Raw genomic sequence first — 23576 nt, 5'->3', positions numbered from 1 at the left:
AGTATGGGTACACGAGGAGGTCATCGAGGATGGCGGACAGACACGGCACGGGCACCGCGCGCCTGGCGGCGGCCCTTTCGTCGGCGGCCGTTCTGACGGCCCTTCTGGCGGTCCTTCTGACGGTCACGGCGTGCGCGCCCGGCGGAGCGGGCGGGGGCAGGACTCCGCCGCCCGCCACGAGCGAGGTCACGGGCGCGGCCGGGGGTGCCGCCGGGGACGCCCGGGATGTCGGAGAGGGTGCCGGAGAGAGGACCGGTGAGGGTGCCAACGGGGGTGCCGGTGAGACGACCGTCACCCCGGCCGCGCCGCGCACGCTGGTCACCGGTCTGTCGGTGCCCTGGGCGATCGCGTTCCTGCCCGGCGGCGACGCACTGGTGACCGAGCGCGAGTCGGCGCGGCTGCTGCGGGTCACGCCGCGCGGCGAGGTCCGCGAGATCGGCGTGATCGAGGGCGTGTCGGCGAGCGGCGAGGGCGGGCTGCTGGGGGTGGCCGTCTCGCCCCGCTACGCCACCGATCGTTTCATCTTCGTCTACTTCACCGCCGGGGACGACAACCGCATCGTCCGCTACCGCTACGACGGGCGGCTCTCGGACCGCCGGGTGATCGTCACCGGCATCCCGAAGGGGCCCATCCACAACGGGGGCCGCCTCGCCTTCGGCCCCGACGGCCACCTGTACGCCTCGACCGGCGAGACCGGCAGGGACGGCATCGCGCAGGACAAGAGCTCGCTGGGCGGCAAGATCCTGCGCATGACGGCGGAGGGCCGGCCCGCCCCCGGCAACCCCTTCGGCACGCTCGTGTGGTCCTACGGGCACCGCAACGTGCAGGGCCTGGCCTGGGACGACCGGGGGCACATGTACGCCACCGAGTTCGGCCAGGACACCTACGACGAGATCAACCTCATCGAGAAGGGCCGCAACTACGGCTGGCCCGAGGTCGAGGGCGTGGGCCACCGGCCCGGGTACACCGATCCGCTGCTCACCTGGTCGCCCGCCGAGGCGTCGCCGTCCGGCCTCGCGTACGCGCGGGGGGCGCTGTGGGCCGCCGCGTTGCGCGGCGAGCGGCTGTGGCGCGTGCCCGTGGACGCCTCGGGTCGCGTCGGCCGTCCCGTCGCGCTGTACACGGGCGAGTACGGCAGGCTGCGCGCGGTGGCCGCCGCGCCCGACGGCACGCTGTGGGTGGGCACCAGCAACCGGGACGGGCGCGGAACCCCCAGGGACGGCGACGACCGGATCCTGGTGGTGCGGCCCTCGGCCTGACGGCCCGGCCGCCGCACTCCGGATTCCGGGCCCGGGAGGCGCGGAGGCGTACGCGGTCAGCCTGAGCAGACGACCTCGGCCTGGGCCCGGTAGGAGGTGCGGAAGGTCCGCCGGGAGACCACTTCGCCGTTCTCCCGCAGCACCCGCGTCACCGTCGCGGTGAAACCGGGCTGCCCCGGCGTCGCCACGCAGCCGGACCCGTGACCGGTCACGGCGGGCACGGAGACCCGCTGCCCGACGACCGGCTCCTCCAGGTCCACGTCGTATCGCTTGGTGCTCCACAGCGTCACGGTCAGCGAGGTGCCGGTGGCGGAGGCCTGGACGAGCACGCCGTACGGCGAGTCGTTCCTCCAGCGCAGGTCCGGGCCGGGGAGGGACACCGCGGCCTCGGTGCCGACCGGCAGGTGGGCGGCGTGGACCTCGGGCGGGGTGTGCTCGGTGACCCGTAGGCCCGCGCGGAGCACCGCGTTCATCATCGTGGTGGCCACCTGGGTCATCCCCGCCGCGTCCGTGCCCGCCCGGCCATGGATCATGGTGGGGGCGACGCCGTCGAAGCCCGCCGCCGCGGTGCGCGGGCCGACGACCTCGTTGAACGAGAACGTCTCCCCCGGTCTCACCAGGCGGCCGTCGACAAGCGCGGCGGCCCTGCGGATGTTGCCCGCGCTCGACGGGCAGCAGGCGTAGGAGGTGGCGAAGCGGCCGACCTCCTCGCGGATCCCCATGCGCTCCGCCGCGTCGTCGGTGATCCGCGGCGGGCCGTTCACGACCGGCACGGCCACCGTACGGCCGCCGCCGTCGAGAGCGGCCAGCACGTCCGCGGCGAGGCGGTCGGTGTCCACCCGGTCGCCCGGCCTGCCGGGCACCAGGACCGGCCTGCCGTCCGCGATCGTGAAGGCGGCGTCGCGGGCCACCCGCGCGGGGCCGACCAGCGTGGCCTCCACACCGGCGATCGCCGCCTCGGCGTCGAAGCGCGGCCGCAGAACCGCGCCGTCGGGAGCGAACGTCAGGTGCCGTGCGAGTGTGGCCGGCGACAGGCTGACGGAGACGTCCCCGTTGGTCAGCGTGAGCGGCGCGGCCGTCGATCGCCTCGCCCAGCCCAGGGCGCGCCGCACCTCGGCGCGGGTGATGTGCGGCAGATCGCGCATCGTGGGCACCACGACGATGGTCTCCGGGTGGAGGTATCCCCTGACGATCTGGTCGGCCGTCGCCTTCCTGTCGATGACGCGGCCCACGCGCGGAAAGGTCGGAACCGGGGTGACCCCGTCGAACGACACGTCGCCCTCGCGCCGCGGGATCTCCAGCGGCGCCGCGATCTCCCTGGCCACCGCCTCGTCGAGCTTCCGCCGGTCCACCGACACCACGGGCTCCACCTCACGGCTGCCGGTCAGCGCGCTCCACACCTCCGGCGGGCTCGGGAAACCCCCCGGCGCGACGCGCGCCGTGGCCTCCGCGTCGAGGGCCAGACCGGCGCGCACCGGGTCCAGGGTCAGCCGCCGCGTGCCCTGCCGTACGATCAACGGCGTCCTGGCCAGGGCATACAGCCGTTCGCGCAGCGTGACGGCGGCCTCGGTCCTGCTCTGCCCGCCGATGTCCACGCCGAGCACCGTGGTGCCGGGCAGGATCTTCCCCGCCATCGGGATGGCCGGCAGGACGTAGATCGCCAGGACCAGCACCACCAGCCCGATCAGCGCACGGCGGAGCGTACGGCCCCGTGGGGCGGCGTCCAGCGGTTCGAGGTCCGGCGGCGGGACGACCGCGGGCTCCTCGCGCACCGGGCGCTCCGGGACCCGCCACGGCTCGACCGGCGGAGCCGGCGGTGGGATGGTCGCGTTGCCGGACGGCTTGGCCGCGGCCGGGACGGCGGGAGCGGGAGGTTCGGCGAAGATGTCCGCCGAGACCCCGGGAGGAAGGGCCGAGACCCCGCGGGGCAGCGAGGTGACGCGGCGCACCGGGTGTTTGCGCGGAGGCGTGGGCTCCGCCCCGGACGGATCCGTGGGCGGGTCGACGGACGCTCCGGCGTTGCGCACGCCTCGGTCTCCTCCAGCTCAAGGTCAACTCCGATCAGTTAACCCTAAAGCACCCTCTGCTGGATATGTCCCGAAGCCACAGCTTGCGTGCTTTCCCTTTGCACGCGTCGGCCCGCGGCTGTCTATTACGCGCGACGGCCGGCCACGTCTACCGTGGCCGGCCGTTCCGGTCGTCTCAGCCCTGGACGCCGAGCTTCTCCAGAATGAGCTCACGGGCCCGGCCCGCGTCCGCCTTGCCCCGGCTGGCCTTCATCACGCCGCCGACCAGCGCGCCCACGGCCGCGATCTTCCCGCCGCGGACCTTGTCCGCGGCGTCGGCGTTGTCCGCCAGCACCTGGTCGATGATCGCCGACAGCTCGCCCTCGTCGCTGACGACCTGGAGGCCGCGCTTCTCCACGACCTCGTCCGGGCCTCCCTCGCCGGCGAGCACGCCCTCCAGCACCTGGCGGGCCAGCTTGTCGTTGAGCGCGCCGGAGGCGACCAGCTCGGCCACCCGGGCGACCTGCGCCGGGGTGATCGGCAGGTCGGCGAGAGCCGTACCGGCCTCGTTGGCCCGCCGGGCCAGCTCGCCCATCCACCACTTGCGGGCGTCCGCGGCGGGAGCGCCCGCGGCCACCGTCGCCTCGACCAGGTCGATCGCGTCGGCGTTGTGCATGGCGGCCATGTCGAGGTCGGACACGCCCCACTCCTGCTGGAGCCGGTTGCGCCGCGCCGACGGCAGCTCGGGCAGCGCGGCCTTCAGCGACTCGACCCAGGCGGGGTCGGGCGCGATCGGCAGCAGGTCGGGCTCGGGGAAGTAGCGGTAGTCCTGCGCCTCCTCCTTCGACCGGCCCGAGGTCGTCTGCCCGGTGTCCTCGTGGAAGTGCCGGGTCTCCTGCACGATGCGGCCGCCCTCGGCGAGGATGGCCGCCTGGCGCTCGATCTCACCCCGCACCGCGCGCTCGACGCTGCGCAGCGAGTTGACGTTCTTGGTCTCCGTACGGGTGCCCCACTCGGCCGAGCCGCGCGGCATCAGCGACACGTTCACGTCGCAGCGCAGCGAGCCCTGCTCCATCCGCACGTCGGAGACGCCGAGCGAGCGCATCACCTCGCGCAGTTCGGTGACGTACGCGCGGGCGACCTCGGGGGCGAGCCGGTCGGTGCCCTCGATCGGCTTGGTGACGATCTCGACGAGCGGGATGCCGGCCCGGTTGTAGTCGACGATCGAGTAGTCGGCGCCGTGGATCCGCCCGGTCGCGCCGCCGACGTGGGTGGACTTGCCGGTGTCCTCCTCCAGGTGCACCCGCTCGATCTCCACGCGGACGGTCTTCCCGTCGACCTCCACGTCCAGGTAGCCGTCCGTGCACAGCGGCTCGTCGTACTGGCTGATCTGGTAGTTCTTCGGCATGTCCGGATAGAAGTAGTTCTTCCGGGCCATCCTGCACCACTTCGCGATGGTGCAGTTCAGCGCGAGGCCGATCCGGATCGTCGATTCGATCGCCTTCTCGTTGGCCGTCGGCAGCGAGCCGGGCAGTGCCAGGCACACCGGGCAGACCTGCGTGTTCGGCGGTGCGCCGAACACCGTGGGGCAGCCGCAGAACATCTTCGAGGCGGTGCCCAGCTCGACGTGCGTCTCCAGCCCCAGCACCGGCTCGAAGCGCTCCAGCGCCTCGTCGTACGGCATGAGCGTCGCGGTATCAGCCATGCTGGTAACCCAGTCCTTCCAATGCTTCGATCATGTCATTCCACCATTGCTGGAAGGCGGGCACCTTCCGCAGTTCAGCGATGCCGGCGGTCTCCGCCACCGACACATAGAAGTTCCGGAGCACGCCGTTCTTCTTGGGGTTCATCCCGGCTTCGTCCCGCAGCAGGGTCTCGACCACCGCCTTCGGATCGAGGCAGGACTCGACCTCCGGTCCCGACACGGACGTCCGGCCGAGCTTTCGCACGTTGAGCGCCCTGACGAGAGCAGCATGGTCCGCGAGCAACCAGGCCTCCGTCTCCCTCATCGGGACGACGGCCACCAAGGGTTCCTCGAAGTCGCTGGTCCTCCAAGTTTGCCGCATCCGCTCCAGCATGGGACCCGACTTCGCCGGTGGAGCTCCGTCATGGTGGTACAGGACCACGTCGAAGCTGCCCCGCTCCTGCTTCAGAGCCGTGAGCACGGGCTCGGGGCTCTGATTGCCCGCCTTCGGCAGGCTGCGCACCTCCTGCACCTCCCGGCAGGCCGGGAAGGACTCGATGACGAGCTCCTCCAAGGCCCGGCGCAGCAGGATCGGCAGGAACCAGTCGTCCGACGGCCCCTCCCTGATGAGAACGCAGCTCAAGCTCCGCATCAGACCGGTTCCTCCACCCCGGCGCGGAACCTGTCGAGCTCCGAGTCCGTGACGCGCGGCCACCGCTCGCCCGCCACGCGCACCGGACCGGCGTCCTCCCGTAGCCGCCGCACCCGGCTCACCCGGCTGGGCACCCCGTCCTCGATGACCGTCGTCATGTCGAGGAACGCGATGTTCTCGTACGGCACCGCGTCGAGCACGACGGGCGAGTGACTGGTGAAAAGCACCTGTCGCTGCGACAGCCGGACGCCCGACTGATCTCGCTCCGGCGGCTCGCGGAAGTTGGTGACGAGGGCGCCGGCCAGGCCGAGCAGTTGCCGCAACCGCTCCGGGAAGACCCCGTTTTCGGGCTCCTCCACAGCCGTGGTCCCGCGATCGTGAAGGGCGGCCAGGATCGCCAGCATCCGCAAGGTGCCGTCTGAGGCGAACTCCGCCCCAAGACCACGCTCATAGGGCGAGGAGAACTCCAGCCGCACATCCCTGCGGCGCTCGTCCTCGACGATCATGAAATCGCTGACTTCACGAACCAGCCCCACGAGATGCATTTTGATCTCGCCGATTCGGCCAAGTGGCCGGTTGTCCGAAACGCCCTCCTTCGCAAGAAAGCGGAGGTAGTTGGGGAGGTCCCGCCCGGTGGAGTCCATCCGCTGAGGGCCGCCCATCTCACTGGGCCGGCGAAGCGCACCAGCTTCGAGATGGAGAAGACGTATGTCCGAAAGTTCTCGCTGCAGCCGCAGAAGGAGGTGGACGTCGCCTTGGCTATGCTTCGCTGTCCCGCTCAGGGCAGCAGTCAACAGACCGAGCACACCGTGGGGACCTGGCAGCGCTTCGGCGGCGGGCAGCTCGATGACGTTGCTTCCCTCCCACTCGATGCCCTCGAGCCACTCAGGGGCCGCGCTCAAGAGGGGGTCCCAGCGCTCGGTGCCGAACGGCATCGAGATCAGGCGCTGCGCTCGGACGACAATGCCCTCAAGCGCGTCTTCCGGGACCTCCCATCCGAGACTGAGTTCGTAGCGCCACCGATTACCCGAATTCAGGTCAGGACCTGAGAGAAGAAACTCCAGGGCAAAGCTCATCAGCTTCACGCGAGTGCCGTCCCCACGCCTGCGGAACAGTCCCCGAGCGTCGCCGCGCACCTTCGCGACGGCGGCGTTCAGCCCTTCAGTGGCAGCGGTGGCGACGAACGTCAAAGCGTCCAGGAGATTCGATTTGCCGCTGGCGTTGGTGCCAATGAGCACGAGGAACGGCGGCAGATCGAGCGTGAAGTTCTCAAACGACTTGAAGCCGTCGATCTCGATGCGGGTGATCACGCCGCTGTTCCTCCCTTCGGCACATGTCCGTAGCGCGCGGAACTCGACCTACGGCAACGAGCCGACCAGCGTCTCGTCCTGCTCACAGGTATCCGAGTCCCTTCAGCGCGTTCGTCGCCTCGGCGACCCAGTCCGCGTACGCGGGCACCTGGGCGAGAACGTCGAGGTCGATGTTACGAGCGATGTATTCGAAATAGTCACGAACGGGTTTGCCACGGCGCGGCGCCACCTCGGCGAGGACCCGCTTGGGATCTGAGATCTTCTCGACGTCCCGCGGTCGGGCGGGCAGCCGTCCCTGGTCGCTCCCGCTCAACCGGCGCCACACGCCGGCGTCCGCGAGGAGCCACGCCTCGGTCTCCTGAACCGGCACCAGCGCGATCACCGGTGTGGGCAGTCCCGAGTCGCGCACGGCTCGGTCCGCCTTGTCCCGCTCCCTGTGGTCGTTGTGCACGAAGAGCAGGTGACAGTCGCTCGCCAGCTCGCGCAGTGCGCCGGTCGTCCTGCCGTGGTCGTAGATCGATCGGCAGGCGCCGACCTCGGTGCTCTCCACGTCGACCGCGCACCGAGAGGACTGCGCGGTGAGCTCACGAAGCTGCCGCGAGATCACCACGCCGAGGAAGACCTCGTCGGTCTCCCCCTCGGCGATCAATCCGGGCACCAGCGGCCTGCTCATGGCACCTCGCCCACCGCGCTCAGATACTTGCGCACCTGGCGCGGGGAGACGAACGTGCCGGGCTCTCCCTCCGCCCGCACCGGCTTGGCCACCGTGACCCTGGAGATCCTGTCGTTGCCGGGATCGACGCGTACGGCGGTGTCGAGGAAGACCAGCGCGTCCGGCCTGAGGCGGTAGAGCTCAGAGACGACCACCGGCGAGTGCGTGGTGAGAATCACCTGTCGCAGCGGCCGGTTGCCGCACTCCGGGTCGTCGAGGTCGGTGACCCTGCCCTGGATCCTGCGGAGCAGTTCCGCGAGACGACTGGGGTGCAGCCCGTTCTCGATCTCCTCGATGAGGAGCACTCCGGCGTGGTCAGGATCGTGCAGCGCGGCCAGCAGCGCGATGACCCTGAGCGTTCCGTCGGACAGCAATGTGCTGGGTATCGCGCCCTGGCCGTCCACGAGCACGTCGAACGTCCACTCCTGGCGTCGTTCATCCAGGATGGGTTCGACCCCGGCGATGTCCGGTATCAGTGCCACGAGGTCCACGAGGAGTTCCTCGAGTGCTCCCTCCGCCTTCAGCCGTCCGAGAACCGCGCCGAGGTTGCTTCCGTCCGCCCGCAGCGGTCCATTGTCCGCCGCCGACGACCACGCCCTCAGACGCTCCGGATCAGGCTGGTGCAGGCGCCAGGTGCCCAATTCCCCGGTGATCCGGCGGATGTAGCTTCGGGGATCGGCCGTCTCCGCATCGTGGAGGGCAAGCGTGACCTCCACCAACTCGGCGATCGCCTCCCTGTCCTGGTCATACGGCCAGCGGGGCAGCCCTACCACGGTTGACAGTCCGAACCGCAACTCGCTCGTGTGCGGGACGCCGTCCTCCCCCAGTTCGGCGCCGCTCCGGTACATGAACGGGAGAAGAGAACGCTCCCTTTGCGCGACGGTGTCCGCCTGGATGCCGAAGTGGGTCAACGGCTGACCCTTGCTGACCCGGTGGAACAGCTCGCGTGGCCGGCCGCGACGGGACGCCAGCAGCGGATCCTCATCGCCCATACCGGCACGGCGCAGATATTCCAAGGCGTCGAAGAGGTTCGACTTGCCGCTGGAGTTGGGGCCGACGAGGGCGAGGAACGGCGGGATGTCGAGCTGGAAGTCCAGGAAGGACTTGAAGCCGTCGATCTCGATGCGGGTGATCATGCCGCCGTTCCCCTCCTCTCGGCGACTAGAGCGCGGGCGCGCGGGACAGCAGCGGGCCGCCCCACCGGCTCTCGAACGCCTTCTCCACGGCGGCGCCGACCCGGTAGCAGCGGTCGTCGGCCAGGACCGGGGCCATGACCTGCAGCCCGACCGGCAGGCCGTCCTCGTCGGCGAGGCCGCAGGGCACCGAGATCGCCGCGTTGCCGGCCAGGTTGGTCGGGATCGTGCACAGGTCGGCGAGGTACATCGCCATCGGGTCGTCGGCCCGCTCCCCGATCGGGAACGCCGTGGTCGGCGTGGTCGGCGAGACCAGCACGTCCACCTGATGGAAGGCCGCCTCGAAGTCCCGCATGATCAGCGTGCGGACCTTCTGGGCCTGCCCGTAGTAGGCGTCGTAGTAGCCGGACGACAGGGCGTACGTGCCGAGCATGATGCGCCGCTTGACCTCGGGGCCGAAGCCGGCCGCCCGGGTCAGGGCCATGACCTCCTCGGCGCTGCGGGTGCCGTCGTCGCCGACGCGCAGGCCGTACCGCATGGCGTCGAAGCGGGCCAGGTTGGACGAGCACTCCGACGGCGCGATCAGGTAGTACGCGGGCAGCGCGTAGGAGAAGGCCGGGCAGGAGACCTCGACGACCTTGGCGCCGAGCGACTCCAGCAGGTCGACGGCCTCCTGGAAGCGGGCGAGGACGCCGGGCTGGTAGCCCTCCCCGCCGAACTCCTTGACCACGCCGACCCGCATGCCCGCCACGTCGGCCTGCCGCGCGGCCTCGACGACCGGCGGGACCGGCGCGTCGACCGAGGTCGAGTCGAGCGGGTCGTGGCCGGAGAACGCCTCGTGCAGCAGCGCCGCGTCGAGCACGTTGCGGGCGAATGGACCGGGCGTGTCCAGCGAGGACGCGAACGCGATCAGCCCGTAGCGGGACGAGCCCCCGTACGTCGGCTTCATGCCGACGATGCCGGTGACGGCGGCGGGCTGGCGGATCGAGCCGCCGGTGTCGGTGCCGGTGGACAGCGGCGCCTCGTAGGCGGACACCGCGGCCGACGAACCGCCCGACGAACCGCCCGGGATCCTGCCCAGGTCCCAGGGGTTGCGGGTGGGGCCGTACGCCGAGTTCTCCGTGGACGATCCCATGGCGAACTCGTCCAGGTTCGTCTTGCCGAGAATCACCAGGCCGGCCTCGCGCAGGCGGCGGGTCACGGTCGCGTCGTACGGCGGGCGCCAGCCTTCGAGGATCTTCGATCCGGCGGTCGTCGGCATGCCGGTCGTGGTGAACACGTCCTTGTGCGCGATCGGCACCCCGGCGAGCGGGCCGAGCGTCTCCCCGCCGGCGATGCGCTCGTCGACCGCGCGGGCCTGTGCCAGCGCGGACTCCGCGTCGACGTGCAGGAAGGCGTTGACCCTGCCGTCGACCTCGGCGATCCGGTCGAGGTGCGCCTGGGCGACCTCGACGGCGGTGACCTCACGGGAGGCGACCAGCGCGCCGAGCTCGGCGGCGGTCTTGCGAATCAAGCTCATTCTTCCTCCCCGAGGATCCGCGGCACGCGGAAGCGGTCGTCCTCCACGGCGGGCGCGCCGGACAGCGCGTCCTCGGGTGAGAGGCCGGGCCGTACGTCGTCGGGCCGGAACACGTTGGTCAGCGGAAGCGCGTGCGAGGACGGCGGGATGTCGTCGGCCGCCACCTCCGCGACACGGGCGACGGCGCCGACGATCTGGTCGAGCTGGGCGGCGAAGTGGTCGAGCTCGTCGTCGGCCAGTGCCAGCCGGGACAGCCGGGCGAGGTGAGCGACCTCATCGCGGGTTATGGCGGACATGAGTCGTCGAACCCGTTTCATGATGGAGATTGGACCTACTCATCCTAGGGCTCGCCGCCGAGCGCGGCCGACCCGACGACACCGCGTCACATGGTCTTAACTCACGCCTCGCTCAGTGCGGCGCGAGACGGACGTCGCTGCTCTCCTTCAGGGCCCGGCTCCCCTGACGGGCGCTCAGTGCCAGTGACCGTCGCAGGTCCGCTTGCCGCCGCCCTGCTTGCACACCTGCATCCAGAAGTCCTTGAGACCCCGGCTCGCGGAACCGCGCCAGTCGACGTAGAGGCTCACCGGCGCGTTGTGGCCCTTGGTAGTCCGGATGTCCTTCGTGTGCGTGCTCCACCCGACGGCCGTGCGCGAGCGGTAATGGATCCGGAACACGGCGTATCTGCCGTCGCCCGCGCTGTCCTTGAGGCTCCCGTCGACGGTGAACCGTATCTCCCCCGGCAGCTTCTGCCAGCACAGCGTGCCGCGGGCGCTCGCTTGTTCGGGCACCGGCAACGACCTGCGGGGCAGGTCCAACTGCACGGTACGGGCCACGCCTCCGGCCTCCAGCGCCTCGGACCGGAAGGGCCGTGAGGGATCCTGCAGCACCAGATCGCCGATCCGCAGCTCATGGCGTTCACGATCCTGCTCGATCCAGAGCGACCCGCCGCAGATGAGCGTGAGCGTCCACACCTCCGGGTCGGAACGCCGGATGAGCCGCTGCGTACGGACCGCTCTCATGCAGTCGAACTCCGGCACCGCCACCGTCACCCGCCCGAGTTCCAGCACTTTCACCGCTGCCCGGTAATCGTCGGCGTGGTCGCTGCTGAGCAGCGTGGGGTACATCTGCCGCGAGGTCAGCTCGCACCACCACGGGAACCGCTCCGCGGTGGGCAAATCCTCACTGCGCAACTCGATCAACGCCGCGTGATCCTCATCGGGCGCGTCGTGGGGCGGAGTTCACACAGGCAGGATCCGCGTCCCCACGCTGCCAGTCAACAAATGTCGCGAAATCCGTCAGAACGAGCTCGCGCCGGCGACAGCGTCGCCGCTCTCGTGCTCTCTGAACGCGGCGCCGAGCCGGCCGCGCAACCACGTGGTCGCCTCGCTCGCGGGCATGGGCTTGGCCAGCCACCATCCCTGGCCCGCGTGGCAGCCCATCTCGCGCAGCAGCGCCGCGACCTCCGGTGACTCGACCCCCTCGGCCACCGACCTCAGCCCGAGAGACCGCACGAGGTCGATGATCGAGCGGACGATCCGCTCGTCGTCCGCGGACTCCCCGAGCCGCCGTATGAACGACGCGTCGATCTTCACCTCGGAGACCGGGAGCCGCTGGAGACGGACCAGGGAGGAGTAGCCGGTGCCGAAGTCGTCCAGTGCGAGCTGGATGCCGAGCCCGGCGAGCGTGCGGATCGTGTCGGCGCTGTAGGCCTGGTCGGTCATCAGGATGCGCTCGGTGACCTCCAGCCGGATGGCCTCGGGAGGCAGGTCCAGCTTCTCCAGGCCGGACTCCAGTTGCTCGGGCAGGCTCGAATCCAGCAGGTCGCGGGCCGACACGTTGACCGAGACCGGCACGTCGACGCCCGAGTGCCACCACCGGGCCGCCTGCCGCAACGCGTGACCGATGACGTGCTGGGTGAGCTCGCGCATCAGGTAGGACTGCTCGGCCAGCGGGATGAACTCGGCGGGCGAGATCGGCCCGCGCACCGGGTGCCACCAGCGCAGCAGCGCCTCGACGCTCTCGACCCTGCCGTCCTCCAGGCTCACCTTGGGCTGATAGTGAAGCTCCAGCTCGTCGGCGTCGATCGCCCGGCGCAGGTCGCCGAGCAGGCTCAGCCGCTCCGGCGAGTTGCGGTCCTTGCCCGGCAGGTAGAACTCGACACCGGTGCGGCTCTCCTTCGCCAGATACATCGCCACGTCGGAACGCTGCATGAGCAGCTCGAAGTCCGGCGCGTGGTCGGGATAGAGGGCGATGCCGATCGACGCGTCGAGGTCGAAGGTCATGCCCTCGAGGCGTACCGGCTCGGTCAGCGCGACCCGCAGCCGTGAGGCGACCTCCTTGGCCGCGTGGGCGTCCCTGATCGACGGGAGCAGCACCGCGAACTCGTCACCGCCGAGGCGGGCCACCACGTCGCCGGGCCGCACGCTGTGGGTGAGCCGGTGGGCCACGATCTGCAGCAGCCGGTCGCCGACCGGGTGGCCGAGCGTGTCGTTGACCTCCTTGAAACGGTCGAGGTCGAGCAGCAGCAGGCCCACCCGCTCGTGCGCCCGCGCCTCGGCCAGCGCCTCCTCGGTGCGCAGAATGAGCATCTTGCGGTTGGGCAGACCGGTGAGCCCGTCGTGGGTCGCCTGGTGGTCCCGGCGCAGCGAGAGCGTCGCGGTGAAGTAGACCGCGGTCAGCGGCGCGACGAACAGGGGGACCAGGGCCGTGGAGTGCGCCATCACGACCACGACCAGCGGTGCGAGCCCGAGCAGCGCCCCGTAGACGAGGGCCTGCGGGCCGATGGACGCCTTCATCACCCGGGTCAGCGGCCGGCGCTCGTGCAGCGCCACCGCCTGGCAGACCAGGATGGCGCGGACCGCGAAGTACGCCGCCGCGGCCACCACCAGGGCGGGGATGTCCCGGCCGTCGGGCATCCAGGGGGTCGCGGGCGCCGGATGCGCGCCGAACGCGGCGAAGGCGGCCGCCGCCGCCGTGCAGGCCAGGGTCACCTGGGCGAGGTTGAACAGCACCCGGTGCCAGGCCCTGCGGCGCACCAGACCGCTGACCACCACGGCGACCGCCTGCATCAGCGCCGCCGTCGGCAGGCCCTGGTAGATCAGCACGGCGAAGGCGAACATCGTGGAAGTCGGCGTGCCCCCGACCAGCGTCGAGGAGCTGAACATGACCGGGCGCAGCTCCCCCAGCACCACCAGGACGGTCAGCATCCAGAACAGCGGAGTGCGGGCCGCCTCGCCCAGCTCGCCGAAGCCGAGCCGCACCTGCGCGATCACCAGTGCGGTGACGCCGGCGGCGGTGACCACGGTGAGGTAGGCCCACAGCGGCGAGCCGGGGCGCGGTCCGGTGTCCCGGGTGTCGACGGGCGTGGATATCTCGCCCAGGTCGACGGCGGGCAGAAGGACGCGTGGCACCCCGGTGAGCGGCGTGAGACCGCGTGAAAGCGTCATCGGTAAGAAACCCCCCAAGAGGTCACTATGGGAGGGTACGACCTCTGGGCCACTTCGCGAAACCGCTTGGGCACACTGCGTCACCATGATTTCTGGAGATATCACGGTCTGCCCGAGCTTGGGGTGAAAGTTTCAACTGCTCCACGAGTCCATTCCCCCGCCCGCCTGCACCTATTAGGTTGATCGCCCAAACGAACCCCGAGCGGCCCTTCTTGGACACGCCGTCGGCTCCCTACCATCCGAGATAACTGTGGGAGCGCTCCCACATTACCGGACGGAGTATTCCATGTCTCGCAGATTGACGGCGGCTGTGCTCACAGCGGTCGCCACGGCCGCGGTGGGGGCGTCCGTGCTCTCCTCCTCCGCCGCGCAGGCCGCCGACTCCGCCTTCTACGTGGACCCCACGACCAACGCGGCCAAGTGGGTGGCCGCCAACCCCGGCGACAGCAAAGCCCAGGTGATCAGGGACCGCATCGCCGCCGTCCCGCAGGGCCGCTGGTTCGCCAGCTACAACCCCTCGGCCGTACGCAGCCAGGTCGACGCCTACGTCGGCGCGGCCGCGTCCGCGGGCAAGATCCCGATCATGGTCGTGTACGAGATGCCGAACCGCGACTGCGGCGGCGCGAGCGCGGGCGGTGCTCCCGACCACGCCTCCTACCGCGCCTGGATCGACCAGGTCGCCGCGGGCCTCGGCGGGCGGCCCGCCTACATCATCCTGGAGCCCGACGCCCTGGCGATCATGCCGAACTGCATGAACTCCTCGCAGCAGGCCGAGGTCCAGGCCTCCATGGCGTACGCCGGGAAGAAGTTCAAGGCCACCTCCCCGAACGTCAAGGTCTTCTTCGACGCCGGCAACGACGCCTGGGTGGGCGCCTCCGACATGGCCAACCGCCTGCGGGGCGCCGACGTCGCCAACAGCGCGGACGGCATCTCGCTCAACGTCTCCAACTACCGGTTCACCTCCGGCGCGGTCTCCTACGCCAAGAACGTCATCGCGGCCACCGGTGTGTCCTGGCTGAAGGCCGTGATCGACACCAGCCGCAACGGCAACGGCCCGGTCGGCACCGAGTGGTGCGACCCGGCCGGCCGCGCCACGGGCGCCTGGAGCACCACCAACACCGGCGACTCGGCGATCGCCGCGTACCTGTGGGTCAAGCCTCCGGGCGAGTCCGACGGCTGCATCGCCCCCGCCGGCCAGTTCGTGCCGCAGCGGGCCTACGACCTGGCGATCGCGGCCCCGTACACCCCGCCGCCGGTGTCCCCGTCGCCCTCGCCGTCGCCCTCGCCGTCGCCGTCTCCCTCGCCCTCGGCACCTCAGTCCCCGTCGCCCTCCCCGTCCCCGTCGGCCTCGCCGACGTTCACCGGAGACCGCGGCTGTACGGCGGTCTACAAGGTCGTCAACTCGTGGGGCGGCGGCTTCCAGGGTGAGGTCACCGTGACCAGCGCGGGCTCCTCGGCGATCAACAACTGGACCGTGAAGTGGACGATGCCCGGCGGGCAGTCCATCACCCAGGCGTGGAACGCCAACCTCACCGGCAGCAGCAGCGTCACGGCCACGAACCTGGACTGGAACGGCAACCTCGCCCCCGGCGCCAAGACCACGTTCGGCTTCCTCGGCAGCTCCAGCGGGACCCCGTCCACCCCGTCCCCGCTCGTCTGCACCGTCTCCTGACCCCCGCATAGTCCAGGTGTGCCGTACGGCTTCGTGCCGTACGGCACGCCTGTGCCGTATCCGGGGACCTGCCGGACATGCCTGCCGTACAGTCGGTTCATGATCTCGTGGCGAGGCCGGGCCGGACGCGGCTTGGCCGGCGGGGCCGTGATCGCGCTGCTTCTCGCCGGGTCCGCCTCCTATCCCGTCGAGGTGCCGGACGCGCGGTTTCTGAAGGCGGACGGCTGTCCCACCGCGGTGATGGAGGTGCGGGGAACCGCCGACAGGCCGGGGCCGCTGGTGCCCGCCGAGGACGCCGTCTCGGTGACACTGTGCGAGTTGATCACACCGGCGAGAGACGGTCCCGGGCCGCCGCCGTCGCCACGGCCCGGACAGGACCGCACCCTCGCCACTCACGTCGACGAGATGATCGCCGTGCTCAACGCGCTGCCGGCACGAGACGAGGTGGAGGCGGCGGCGCGGGCCGAAATGGCGGCCGAGGGCCACGCGCCGCCCGGGGACCTGCACATCGGCGAGGTCTGTACGGACATCGGGTATCGCACCCAGTTGTCGTTCGCGGTGCGCTACCGCGATCGGCCATCCGCGCTGCTCCTGCTCGACCGCAACTGCGGAGTGGTCCACCACGCGGGCCGGACCCGTTTTCTGCGCGGGGAGCCGGTCGACCGTTTCCTCTTCCTCTATCGGGAACAGATCGCGAGGGACCCGACGGCGGTCCCGCCGCCGAAATGCCCGGCCAAGGTGACGGTTGCGGAGGTCGACAACCGGCCTGACCTGGAGTTTCCCGAGGACGGCATGGCCCGCAACCGGGGCCGCGAGGACGGGTTCCTGCCCAGCCCGCTCGCTGTGGTCACCGCCTGCCGCTACCGGGCGGACGGAGACGATCTGCGGCTGCGCTCCCACCGGGTCCTGCGAGACGATCTCGAACCCGTCCGGGAACTCCTCAACACCGCGGCCACCGTTCAGAGCGTGACCGACGGCCAAGGAGTCACCACCTACAACGTCAACGGGGTGGACTGCGGCAGGCCTGACCGGACACGGGCCGCGACGCCGATCGGCCGGCTCGACGTCGTGTGGGCGGCCGACACGACCGGAGCCGTCGCCGAGATGCGGATCTGGCGTGCCCCCTGCCGGGCCGTGTTCAGCGGCACCGCCGCCGGGCTGAGGGCCGAGCCCGCTCTGCTGAGTCGGCTCGACTCCTGGCTGAGCCGCTGACTGGAAGGCAACGTATGGGTGTATGCGCATGTTGACGCGGCCGAGGCGCGGACAATCCAGGAAGCCGAGGGCGACGACTTCACTCGCCTGTTCGATCGAGCTTTCACCGGCAAGCGCCTCATGGCAGCCCTCGCCATCAACGCCCGGCTGCGGTCAGGCACCCCCGTCGAGGACGAGGCGATCAAGCGCCTGGGGCTGCTGAAAGCAGTGTTCGACCAGCTCACGACCGGCCTCGACATCGCGAGCGAAACCAAGAACGCGATGGCACAGTTGGTCAACTGCTGACGCCGCCCGCGGCGACCCGATCACACAGGTCCCGGATGGCGGTGAGCGGGATTCGCGCCTTCCACCGCCCGCCAAGTGCCGGGTCCCGATGCCAAGCTCGCGCGGGGGTCGGCCGCGCCGCGAAGATGACCGTCCAGCCGCTCCACCCCGCGGATGTGGCCGTCATGACCGGACTGGACGCCGCCGACGCGATCGACGCCTTCCTGATCACCGGCGGGTTCCCGGAGGTTGCCCAAGCCTGGCAGCCGGGCATGAATCGCATCGACTACCTACGGGAGTCGCTGGCCAATCCACTGTCAGCGCTGCTGATGGCCGGCGAGCTGTCGTTGCTGGGGGAATTTCCCGAGACCTCCCACTCTCGTGCGGTTCTGTCGGCAGTCGGGAGCGGTGAGCGCACGTTCACCGCCATCGCCACCGAGGCGGGTGATGCCGCTCCCCTGGCCTCCGGCACGCTTTCCCCGCTGCTGTCCACCCTGATCGGCAAGGGGGTGCTGGCCGTCGACAGCCCGCTGTCGACCAAGCCGGACACGAAGAACAAGCGCTATCGCATCGCCGACTCGTATCTGCGATTCTGGCTGGCCTTCCTCGACCGTGGCATTCCGCTGGTCGAGCGTGGCCAGGGGGAACGCGTCCTGGCCGCCATCGAACGCTCCTGGACCTCCTGGCGGGGCCGCGCCGTCGAACCCGTCGTCCGTGAGGCACTGCTCAGGCTGTTGCCCGACGACCGGTGGCCCGAGACAGAGGCCGTCGGCGGATGGTGGAACCGCCAGAACAACCCGGAGATCGACCTTGTGGGTGCGGACCGCGAGCCGGTGGCGCGGCGTGTCCACTTCCTCGGATCGATCAAGTGGCTGGAGAACGGGTCGTTCGGACGACATGAGTACGAGAGCCTGGTGCGCGGCATGCTCGCCGTTCCGGGCACCGAGCCCACAACTCCGCTGGTGGCCGTTTCCCGCTCCGGTGTCGATGACGCCCTGCCGCTGGCCGCGCACTGGGGTCCCGAAGACCTGCTGGCCGCCTGGCAGGCGTAGGCGAGCCGGGCGCGGCTACGGGGGCGCGGTCACTCCTCGGGGGTGACGGCGGCGGCGCGGGCGGCGTCGGGGCCCTCGCTCAGCAGGGTGTGGAAACCCTCCTCGTTCAGGATCGGGACGCCGGCCTTAACCGCCTTGTCGTACTTCGAACCGGGATTGTCTCCCACCACCAGGAAGCTCGTCTTCTTGGACACCGACGAGGTCACCTTGCCGCCTCTGGCGCCGATGGCCTCGCTCGCCTCGTCACGGCTGAAGTCCGACAACGTCCCGGTGACGACGAACGTCAGCCCCTCCAGCGGACGCGGCCCCTCGTCCTCGGGCGACTCGTCGGCCATCCGGACACCGGCGGCCCGCCACCTGTCGACGATCTCCTGGTGCCAGTCGACCGCGAACCACTCCTTGATGGTCGCGGCGACCCGCGGGCCGATGCCCTCCACGGCCGCGAGCTCCTCTTCCGACGCCTTGGCGATGGCGTCGATCGAGCGGAACTCCGCGGCGAGCGCGCGGGCCGTGGGCGGCCCGATGTGCCGGATCGTCAGCGCCACGAGCACCCGCCACAGCGGCTGGTCCTTCTTCTGCTCCAGCTGCTCGAGGATCAGCTCGGCGTTCTTGCTCGGCTCTCCGGAGATGTTGGCGAAGAAGGAGACCACCTTCGGCTCGCCGGTCTCCGGATCGGTCTTCGGCAGCCCCGTGTCGGGGTCGCGGACCACCGACCTGATCGGCAGCAGCTTCTCGATGGTCAGGTCGAACAGGTCGGCCTCCGTGCGGACCGGCGGCTCCTGCGGCGGCAGCGGCTGGGTCAGCGCGGTCGCCGCGACATAGCCCAGACCGTCGATGTCGAACGCGTTGCGCCCGGCCGCGAAGTAGATCCGCTCACGTAGTTGCGCGGGGCAGGATCGGGCGTTCGGGCAGCGCAGGTCGGCGTCGCCCTCGCGCTCGTAGGCCAGCTCGGTGCCGCACTCGGGACAGTGCGTGGGCATCACGAACTCCCGCTCGCCGCCCTGCCGCAGGTCCACGACCGGGCCGACGATCTCGGGGATGACGTCGCCCGCCTTGCGCAGCACCACGGTGTCGCCGATCAGCACCCCCTTGCGCGCCACCTCCGAGCCGTTGTGCAGCGTCGCACGCTCGACGGTGGACCCGGCCACCACCACCGGCTTCATCACGCCGAACGGAGTGACCCGGCCCGTCCTGCCCACGCCGACCTGGATGTCGAGGAGCTTGGTGGTGACCTCCTCCGGCGGGTACTTGAACGCGATCGCCCACCGCGGAGCCCGGCTGGTCGAGCCGAGCTGCCGCTGCACCGGGATGCGGTCGATCTTCACCACCACGCCGTCGATCTCGTACTCCGGATCGTGGCGGTGCTCGTTGTAGAAGGCGATGAACTCTCGGATCTCGTCGAGGCCCTCGACCACCCGGTAGCGGTCGCTGACCGGCAGGCCGAAGTCGCGCAGCCGCTCGTAGACGGCCGACTGGGTGGCGGGCAGCGGACCGCCGCCCTCCCACTTCCCGACGCCGTGCACGATCATCCGCAGCGGGCGCTGCGCGGTGATCCGCGGATCCTTCTGCCGCAGCGAGCCGGCGGCCGAGTTGCGCGGATTCGCGAACGGCGGCTTGCCCGCGTCCATGAGCTGCTCGTTGAGCTTCTTGAAGCCCTCGACCGGCAGGAAGACCTCGCCGCGCACCTCCAGCAGGTCGGGGACGCCGTCCCCGGTGAGCCGGTGCGGCACGTCGCCGAGCGTGCGGATGTTGGGCGTGATGTCGTCGCCGGTGCGCCCGTCGCCCCGGGTCGCGCCGCGCACCAGGCGGCCCTTCTCGTACACGAGCGCGACGGCCAGGCCGTCGATCTTCAGCTCGCACAGGTAGGGGCCGGGGTCGGCCTCGATCAGCCGCTCCGCCCTGGCCTGCCAGCCGGCGAGGTCGGCGTCGTTGAAGGCGTTGTCGAGGCTCTCCATGCGCTGGAGATGGGTGACGGGAGCGAACTCGGTCGAGATCGGCGCTCCGACGTTCTGGGTGGGCGAGTCAGGCGTGCGCAGATCGGGATGCGCCTCCTCCAGCGCCAGGATCTCCCGCATCCAGCCGTCGTACTCGGCGTCGCTCACCGTGGGCGAGTCGAGCACGTAGTAGCGCCAGTTGGCGTCCTCGAGCAGCTCCGTGAGCTCGGCGTGCCGCTCCCGTGCCTCGGCCGGCGCGCCCTGGGTCTGCCCGATGGGGGCCTCCCCGGTGGCGCCCGTCACACTTTCGACCTCGCTCGCGGCCTCCGCGTGCCCGTCCGCCGCGTCCCCGGACGTGGCGCCGTCGAGCCCGTCAGCCTCGTAAGCCCTGTCGGTCACGTCGCCCGTCTCCCCTCGTCAGACACCCAGGGCAACCGTATCTCCGGCGACCGACAGTTCGCGCAGGACGGGGGCGGGAGCCGCGCCGAGGACGTGGGCGGCTCCCGCCGGACCGCTCGGCGAGAGGGCCGCTCCAGACCGCGCGGCCCCTCGTCTCATTGAGCGATCGAGAATTACGGTAGACCGCTTGCGGCCCACTTTCATTCCTTTTTGTCCGGGTGTACTCGGGCCGGTCTCCGTGGATGGGGAGGGGACCGGCCCGAGGGTCATCCTCCCTGGGTCCAGACCCGCTCCCAGCGAGAGCACTTGCCGGTAACGCGGGTCGAGCTGCCCCGGCAGACCATGGCCCTGGCGAGCAGCATGTACCCGGCGTTCACCGTGAACCTGCGCGGAGTGGACTGAGAGCAGTTCCGGTAGGTCGCCGTGCGGTACTTCCCGCGGTCGGTCAGCCACTTGATCTTCACCCACGAGCAGGTCTTCGCCCCGCCCGCGTCATAGAGGTCGCCGACGATGCGCAGGCCCGACGAGCCCGACCGGACGTGCCCGTTCGCCCAGCCCTTGGTGTCCGAGGACGCCGTCGGTCCCCACTTCCAGGTCTCCGCCGCCGACGCGGGCGATGCCGCCGACGAGGCCGAGGCCGCCGCGGGAGCCGCGGCGAGTCCCGCGGCCAGAGCGGCGGACAGCCCGGCGGCGGCGAGTGGGAGCAGAAGGCGCGCGGCGCTTCGCATTGGTCTTTCTCCTGAACGTCTGAACTTCCAGCACGTCAAGAGATACGTGACAGGGCTTGTGAATCACTTGGGGATGAGCTGGGAGGCCGCTTGGATCACCTCGCACACCCCTCGCGCGTGCGCTCGGCCGTTCAGACAGTGAGGTGTGGCCCGAGCCGGGCCAGCGCCTCGGCGGGCCCGGGCTCGGCCGCGAGGGCGGCGGCGAGCAGCAGCCGGGCCTTGGGCGCGGCGAGCGATCCGGCGAAGACGGCGCCCGCCTCCCGCAGGGTGGCTCCGCCTCCCGCCCCGTACACCGGTAGCGACGGACCGGCATGGCAGCGCGAGGTCACGAGCACGGGGATGCCCGCCGCGACGCACGCGCGGACCTCGCCGAGCAGGCCGGGGGTCGGGTTGCCCGCTCCCAGTGCCTCCAGGACGAGCCCGCGTGCGCCCGCCGCCCGGGAGGCGACCACATGGACGCCGTCGGCGCCGAGGTAGGCGGGCACGATGTCCACCCGGGCTTCCAGGCCTCCGAGCTCCGCCAGGGTGAACCCGGGGAGACGTTCGGGCCTGGCGGCGATATGGACGCGCTCGCCGTGCACGCGGCCGACGGGACCGTAGCCGGGTGAGTCGAAGGCGTCGAGCGCCACCGTGTCGGCCTTGGTCGCGTGCCGTGCGGCGTGGACCCGTCCGGCCATGACGATGACGGCGCCCAGCCCCCTGCCCGCGGTCGCGGCGGCGACCCGCAGGGCGTCCGCGAGGTTGCGCGGCCCGTCGCCGTCCGGCTCGCCCGCGTGCCGCTGCGCCCCGGTGAACACCACGGTCCGGCCGGCGCCCAGGAGCAGGTCCACGAAGAACGCGGTCTCCTCCATCGTGTCGGTGCCGTGGGTGACGACGACCCCGTCCACATCCGGGTCGGCGACCGCCGCGGCTACCCGTTCCGCGATCCGCAGCATGCCGTCCAGCGTGAGGTTGAAGCTGTGGACGAGCATCGCCTCGTCCACCTCGACGATCACGGCCGGTCCTCCGGCCGCGCCGACCAGGTCACGGCCGGAGACGGCCACGCTTACCGCGCCGCCGCCCGGCACGGAGGCGATCGTGCCTCCGGTGGTGATGACGCGGATCCGCGCGCTCATCGGGACAACGCCTCCTCCCGCTGCGGGGACGTACGGCCGGTCCTCGCCCGGGCGAGCAGGTAGTAGAGCCCGCCCGCGACGAGGCCGCCGGCGAGCCACGAGAAGTCGGTGTCGTTCAGCGCCCGGGCGATGGGGCCCTGGGTCGCGGGCACCATGCCGAATTGCCAGCTCCACGCCGCGAGCAGGCCCAGCCCGAGGCTGATCAACGCGGGCCGGCCGGTCCCGCCGCCGGGCAAGGCGTCGTCGCGGTAGAGGGAGAGCACGTCGATCCGGCCACGGCGGAGGAGGAAGAAGTCGACCAGGACGATGCTCGCCCACGGGCTGATCCACACCAGGATCGAGACCATCCAGTTGTCGAAGGCGTGGGCGAAGCTGTCGGCCCGGACGAACACCGCGAGCACGACGGAGGCCACGAGGCCCGCGATGAGGGTGAGCTTCCACCGTGCGATCCGGATGCCGACGGACAGGGCGGCGAGCGAGCAGGAGTAGAGGTTGAGGATGTTGGTGGCGACCGGCCCATGCATGATCAGCAGGAGCACGGGAATCGCCATCACCCCGAAGGTGCTCGTCACCAGGCCGGCGGGGTCCGCTCCGCTGCCCGAGGCGGCCAGGTACGCCCCGAGCGCGGCCAGCCACACGGTCGGCACGTACATGCCGAGCGCGGTTGACCAGAACACGGACCGGGCGGACGCACCGGCCCGGACGAAGCGGCTGTAGTCGGCGGAGTAGGGCAGCCAGGTGATCCCCCAGCCGACGCCGATCGCGGTGAGGAGCTGCGTGACCGCGGTGATCTTCGATCCCGGCGCCGCCGCGACGGTCGTCCACTGCGGGTCGGCCTGGCTCACCGCGAGGACGGTCATGAGGGCCATGAGCGCCACGGTGGCCGGCACGGTGTACTTCTCGAAGGTGCGGATGGCGTAGAAGCCGTACAGCGCCAGGACGAGCTGGACGCCCATGATGACGGCGGCCACCAGATACCTCAGGCCGGTGCCGCCCTGGATCCCCAGCTGCGCGAGGATCGCCAGCACGAGGTCGAGCACGACCCAGGTGTTGACCCCGACCCAGCCCATGGTCAGCAGGCCCTGGACGAGGCCCGGCACGACCGCCCCCCGGCGCCCGAAGGCCGCGCGACCGAGCACCATCTGGTTGACCCCGGTGCGATGTCCCATGATGTTGAACAGGCCGAACACGGCGCAGCCCACCAGGTTGCCCACGGCCACGACGACGATGGTCTCGATCAGGTTGAGGCCCAGGGTGACGCCGAGGGCGCCGAGCACCCAGTTGATAGGCGCGATGTTGGCGCCCGTCCAGATCCAGAACTGTTGCCACGGCGTGGAGTCGCGTGCCGAGGGGGAGATGGGCTCGATGCCGTGGGAGTCGAAGCGGACCGAGTCCGCCGAGCCGGAAGGAGAGTGGCCGGAAGGAGGGGGGTTGTGCATGGCTGCTCCTGATAGTGCTGGCGTCACACGCCGGTGTGAC

Annotated in this window: 19 protein-coding genes; 5 read left to right on the top strand and 14 right to left on the bottom strand. The window is 70.8% G+C overall.

Annotated features, from left to right (window positions below; genetic code table 11):
- Window positions 1-29 precede the first annotated feature (29 nt).
- Window positions 30-1259, top strand: a complete 1230-nt coding sequence (locus tag AB0O28_RS24790) for a PQQ-dependent sugar dehydrogenase (RefSeq protein WP_363643979.1) — start codon at window positions 30-32, stop codon at window positions 1257-1259.
- A gap of 56 nt (window positions 1260-1315) precedes the next feature.
- On the opposite strand, the gene AB0O28_RS24785 is transcribed toward AB0O28_RS24790, so the two are convergent.
- From AB0O28_RS24785 to AB0O28_RS24740, 10 genes are all read right to left on the bottom strand, one after another.
- Complete coding sequence (locus AB0O28_RS24785) at window positions 1316-3286, bottom strand: VanW family protein (protein ID WP_363643977.1); 1971 nt, start codon at window positions 3284-3286, stop codon at window positions 1316-1318.
- Between the two features lie 175 nt (window positions 3287-3461).
- Window positions 3462-4970 carry an Asp-tRNA(Asn)/Glu-tRNA(Gln) amidotransferase subunit GatB gene (gene gatB, locus AB0O28_RS24780; protein WP_363643975.1) on the bottom strand — a complete coding sequence of 503 codons (1509 nt, stop codon included), beginning with the start codon at window positions 4968-4970 and terminating at the stop codon, window positions 3462-3464.
- Complete coding sequence (locus tag AB0O28_RS24775) at window positions 4963-5592, bottom strand: DUF4276 family protein (RefSeq protein ID WP_363643973.1); 630 nt, start codon at window positions 5590-5592, stop codon at window positions 4963-4965. The genes gatB and AB0O28_RS24775 overlap by 8 nt, the downstream gene beginning before the upstream one ends.
- A gap of 8 nt (window positions 5593-5600) precedes the next feature.
- Window positions 5601-6911, bottom strand: coding sequence for an AAA family ATPase (locus AB0O28_RS24770; RefSeq protein WP_363643971.1), 1311 nt, complete (start codon window positions 6909-6911; stop codon window positions 5601-5603).
- Window positions 6912-6993: 82 nt separating this feature from the next.
- Window positions 6994-7584 (bottom strand): DUF4276 family protein, encoded by a 591-nt coding sequence (locus tag AB0O28_RS24765; RefSeq protein WP_363643969.1) that lies wholly within the window; start codon window positions 7582-7584, stop codon window positions 6994-6996.
- On the bottom strand, window positions 7581-8759 hold the full coding sequence (locus tag AB0O28_RS24760) for an AAA family ATPase (protein WP_363643967.1): 1179 nt from the start codon (window positions 8757-8759) through the stop codon (window positions 7581-7583). The genes AB0O28_RS24765 and AB0O28_RS24760 overlap by 4 nt, the downstream gene beginning before the upstream one ends.
- Before the next feature lie 25 nt (window positions 8760-8784).
- The gene (gene gatA, locus AB0O28_RS24755; RefSeq protein WP_363643965.1) at window positions 8785-10275 is read right to left on the bottom strand and encodes an Asp-tRNA(Asn)/Glu-tRNA(Gln) amidotransferase subunit GatA; all 1491 of its coding nucleotides are present in this window, start codon (window positions 10273-10275) and stop codon (window positions 8785-8787) included.
- Entirely contained in the window at window positions 10272-10571 is a 300-nt protein-coding gene (gene gatC, locus AB0O28_RS24750; RefSeq protein WP_363643963.1) for an Asp-tRNA(Asn)/Glu-tRNA(Gln) amidotransferase subunit GatC, read from the bottom strand. Before gatC ends, gatA begins: the two co-directional genes overlap by 4 nt.
- Before the next feature lie 174 nt (window positions 10572-10745).
- A complete protein-coding gene (locus tag AB0O28_RS24745) occupies window positions 10746-11474 on the bottom strand; it encodes a hypothetical protein (protein WP_363643961.1) in 729 nt (242 codons plus the stop codon).
- 96 nt (window positions 11475-11570) lie between these two features.
- Window positions 11571-13721 (bottom strand): EAL domain-containing protein, encoded by a 2151-nt coding sequence (locus AB0O28_RS24740; RefSeq protein WP_363643959.1) that lies wholly within the window; start codon window positions 13719-13721, stop codon window positions 11571-11573.
- A gap of 286 nt (window positions 13722-14007) precedes the next feature.
- On the opposite strand from AB0O28_RS24740, the gene AB0O28_RS24735 reads away from it, so the two are divergent.
- From AB0O28_RS24735 to AB0O28_RS24720, 4 genes are all read left to right on the top strand, one after another.
- A complete protein-coding gene (locus AB0O28_RS24735) occupies window positions 14008-15393 on the top strand; it encodes a glycoside hydrolase family 6 protein (RefSeq protein WP_363643957.1) in 1386 nt (461 codons plus the stop codon).
- A 99-nt stretch (window positions 15394-15492) separates the two neighbouring features.
- On the top strand, window positions 15493-16605 hold the full coding sequence (locus AB0O28_RS24730; RefSeq protein WP_363643955.1) for a hypothetical protein: 1113 nt from the start codon (window positions 15493-15495) through the stop codon (window positions 16603-16605).
- A gap of 18 nt (window positions 16606-16623) precedes the next feature.
- Window positions 16624-16890 carry a hypothetical protein gene (locus AB0O28_RS24725; RefSeq protein WP_363643954.1) on the top strand — a complete coding sequence of 89 codons (267 nt, stop codon included), beginning with the start codon at window positions 16624-16626 and terminating at the stop codon, window positions 16888-16890.
- Between the two features lie 164 nt (window positions 16891-17054).
- Window positions 17055-17921 (top strand): DUF234 domain-containing protein, encoded by an 867-nt coding sequence (locus AB0O28_RS24720; protein ID WP_363643952.1) that lies wholly within the window; start codon window positions 17055-17057, stop codon window positions 17919-17921.
- A 29-nt stretch (window positions 17922-17950) separates the two neighbouring features.
- Here AB0O28_RS24720 and ligA read toward each other — a convergent pair whose 3' ends face one another.
- The 4 genes from ligA to AB0O28_RS24700 form a co-directional block, all read right to left on the bottom strand.
- Window positions 17951-20131 (bottom strand): NAD-dependent DNA ligase LigA, encoded by a 2181-nt coding sequence (ligA, locus tag AB0O28_RS24715; protein WP_363644187.1) that lies wholly within the window; start codon window positions 20129-20131, stop codon window positions 17951-17953.
- 389 nt (window positions 20132-20520) lie between these two features.
- The gene (locus AB0O28_RS24710; protein ID WP_363643950.1) at window positions 20521-20982 is read right to left on the bottom strand and encodes a hypothetical protein; all 462 of its coding nucleotides are present in this window, start codon (window positions 20980-20982) and stop codon (window positions 20521-20523) included.
- 131 nt (window positions 20983-21113) lie between these two features.
- The gene (locus AB0O28_RS24705; RefSeq protein WP_363643948.1) at window positions 21114-22097 is read right to left on the bottom strand and encodes an asparaginase; all 984 of its coding nucleotides are present in this window, start codon (window positions 22095-22097) and stop codon (window positions 21114-21116) included.
- Window positions 22094-23536 (bottom strand): cytosine permease, encoded by a 1443-nt coding sequence (locus AB0O28_RS24700; protein ID WP_363643947.1) that lies wholly within the window; start codon window positions 23534-23536, stop codon window positions 22094-22096. The genes AB0O28_RS24705 and AB0O28_RS24700 overlap by 4 nt, the downstream gene beginning before the upstream one ends.
- Window positions 23537-23576: the final 40 nt, after the last annotated feature.

It is taken from the genome of Microbispora sp. NPDC088329 (assembly GCF_040685655.1).
GTDB lineage: Bacteria > Actinomycetota > Actinomycetes > Streptosporangiales > Streptosporangiaceae > Microbispora.
Note: the sequence above shows the minus strand (reverse complement) of the source record. Positions and strands in the feature narration are given on the sequence as shown.

Coding starts and splice junctions, on each gene's coding strand:
- AB0O28_RS24790 (WP_363643979.1), top strand. CDS start 30: ATGGCGGACAGACACGGCACGGGCACCGCGCGCCTGGCGGCGGCCCTT.
- gatB (WP_363643975.1), bottom strand. CDS start 4,970: ATGGCTGATACCGCGACGCTCATGCCGTACGACGAGGCGCTGGAGCGC.
- AB0O28_RS24765 (WP_363643969.1), bottom strand. CDS start 7,584: ATGAGCAGGCCGCTGGTGCCCGGATTGATCGCCGAGGGGGAGACCGAC.
- AB0O28_RS24760 (WP_363643967.1), bottom strand. CDS start 8,759: ATGATCACCCGCATCGAGATCGACGGCTTCAAGTCCTTCCTGGACTTC.
- gatA (WP_363643965.1), bottom strand. CDS start 10,275: ATGAGCTTGATTCGCAAGACCGCCGCCGAGCTCGGCGCGCTGGTCGCC.
- gatC (WP_363643963.1), bottom strand. CDS start 10,571: ATGTCCGCCATAACCCGCGATGAGGTCGCTCACCTCGCCCGGCTGTCC.
- AB0O28_RS24740 (WP_363643959.1), bottom strand. CDS start 13,721: ATGACGCTTTCACGCGGTCTCACGCCGCTCACCGGGGTGCCACGCGTC.
- AB0O28_RS24735 (WP_363643957.1), top strand. CDS start 14,008: ATGTCTCGCAGATTGACGGCGGCTGTGCTCACAGCGGTCGCCACGGCC.
- AB0O28_RS24730 (WP_363643955.1), top strand. CDS start 15,493: ATGATCTCGTGGCGAGGCCGGGCCGGACGCGGCTTGGCCGGCGGGGCC.
- AB0O28_RS24720 (WP_363643952.1), top strand. CDS start 17,055: ATGACCGGACTGGACGCCGCCGACGCGATCGACGCCTTCCTGATCACC.
- AB0O28_RS24710 (WP_363643950.1), bottom strand. CDS start 20,982: ATGCGAAGCGCCGCGCGCCTTCTGCTCCCACTCGCCGCCGCCGGGCTG.
- AB0O28_RS24705 (WP_363643948.1), bottom strand. CDS start 22,097: ATGAGCGCGCGGATCCGCGTCATCACCACCGGAGGCACGATCGCCTCC.
- AB0O28_RS24700 (WP_363643947.1), bottom strand. CDS start 23,536: ATGCACAACCCCCCTCCTTCCGGCCACTCTCCTTCCGGCTCGGCGGAC.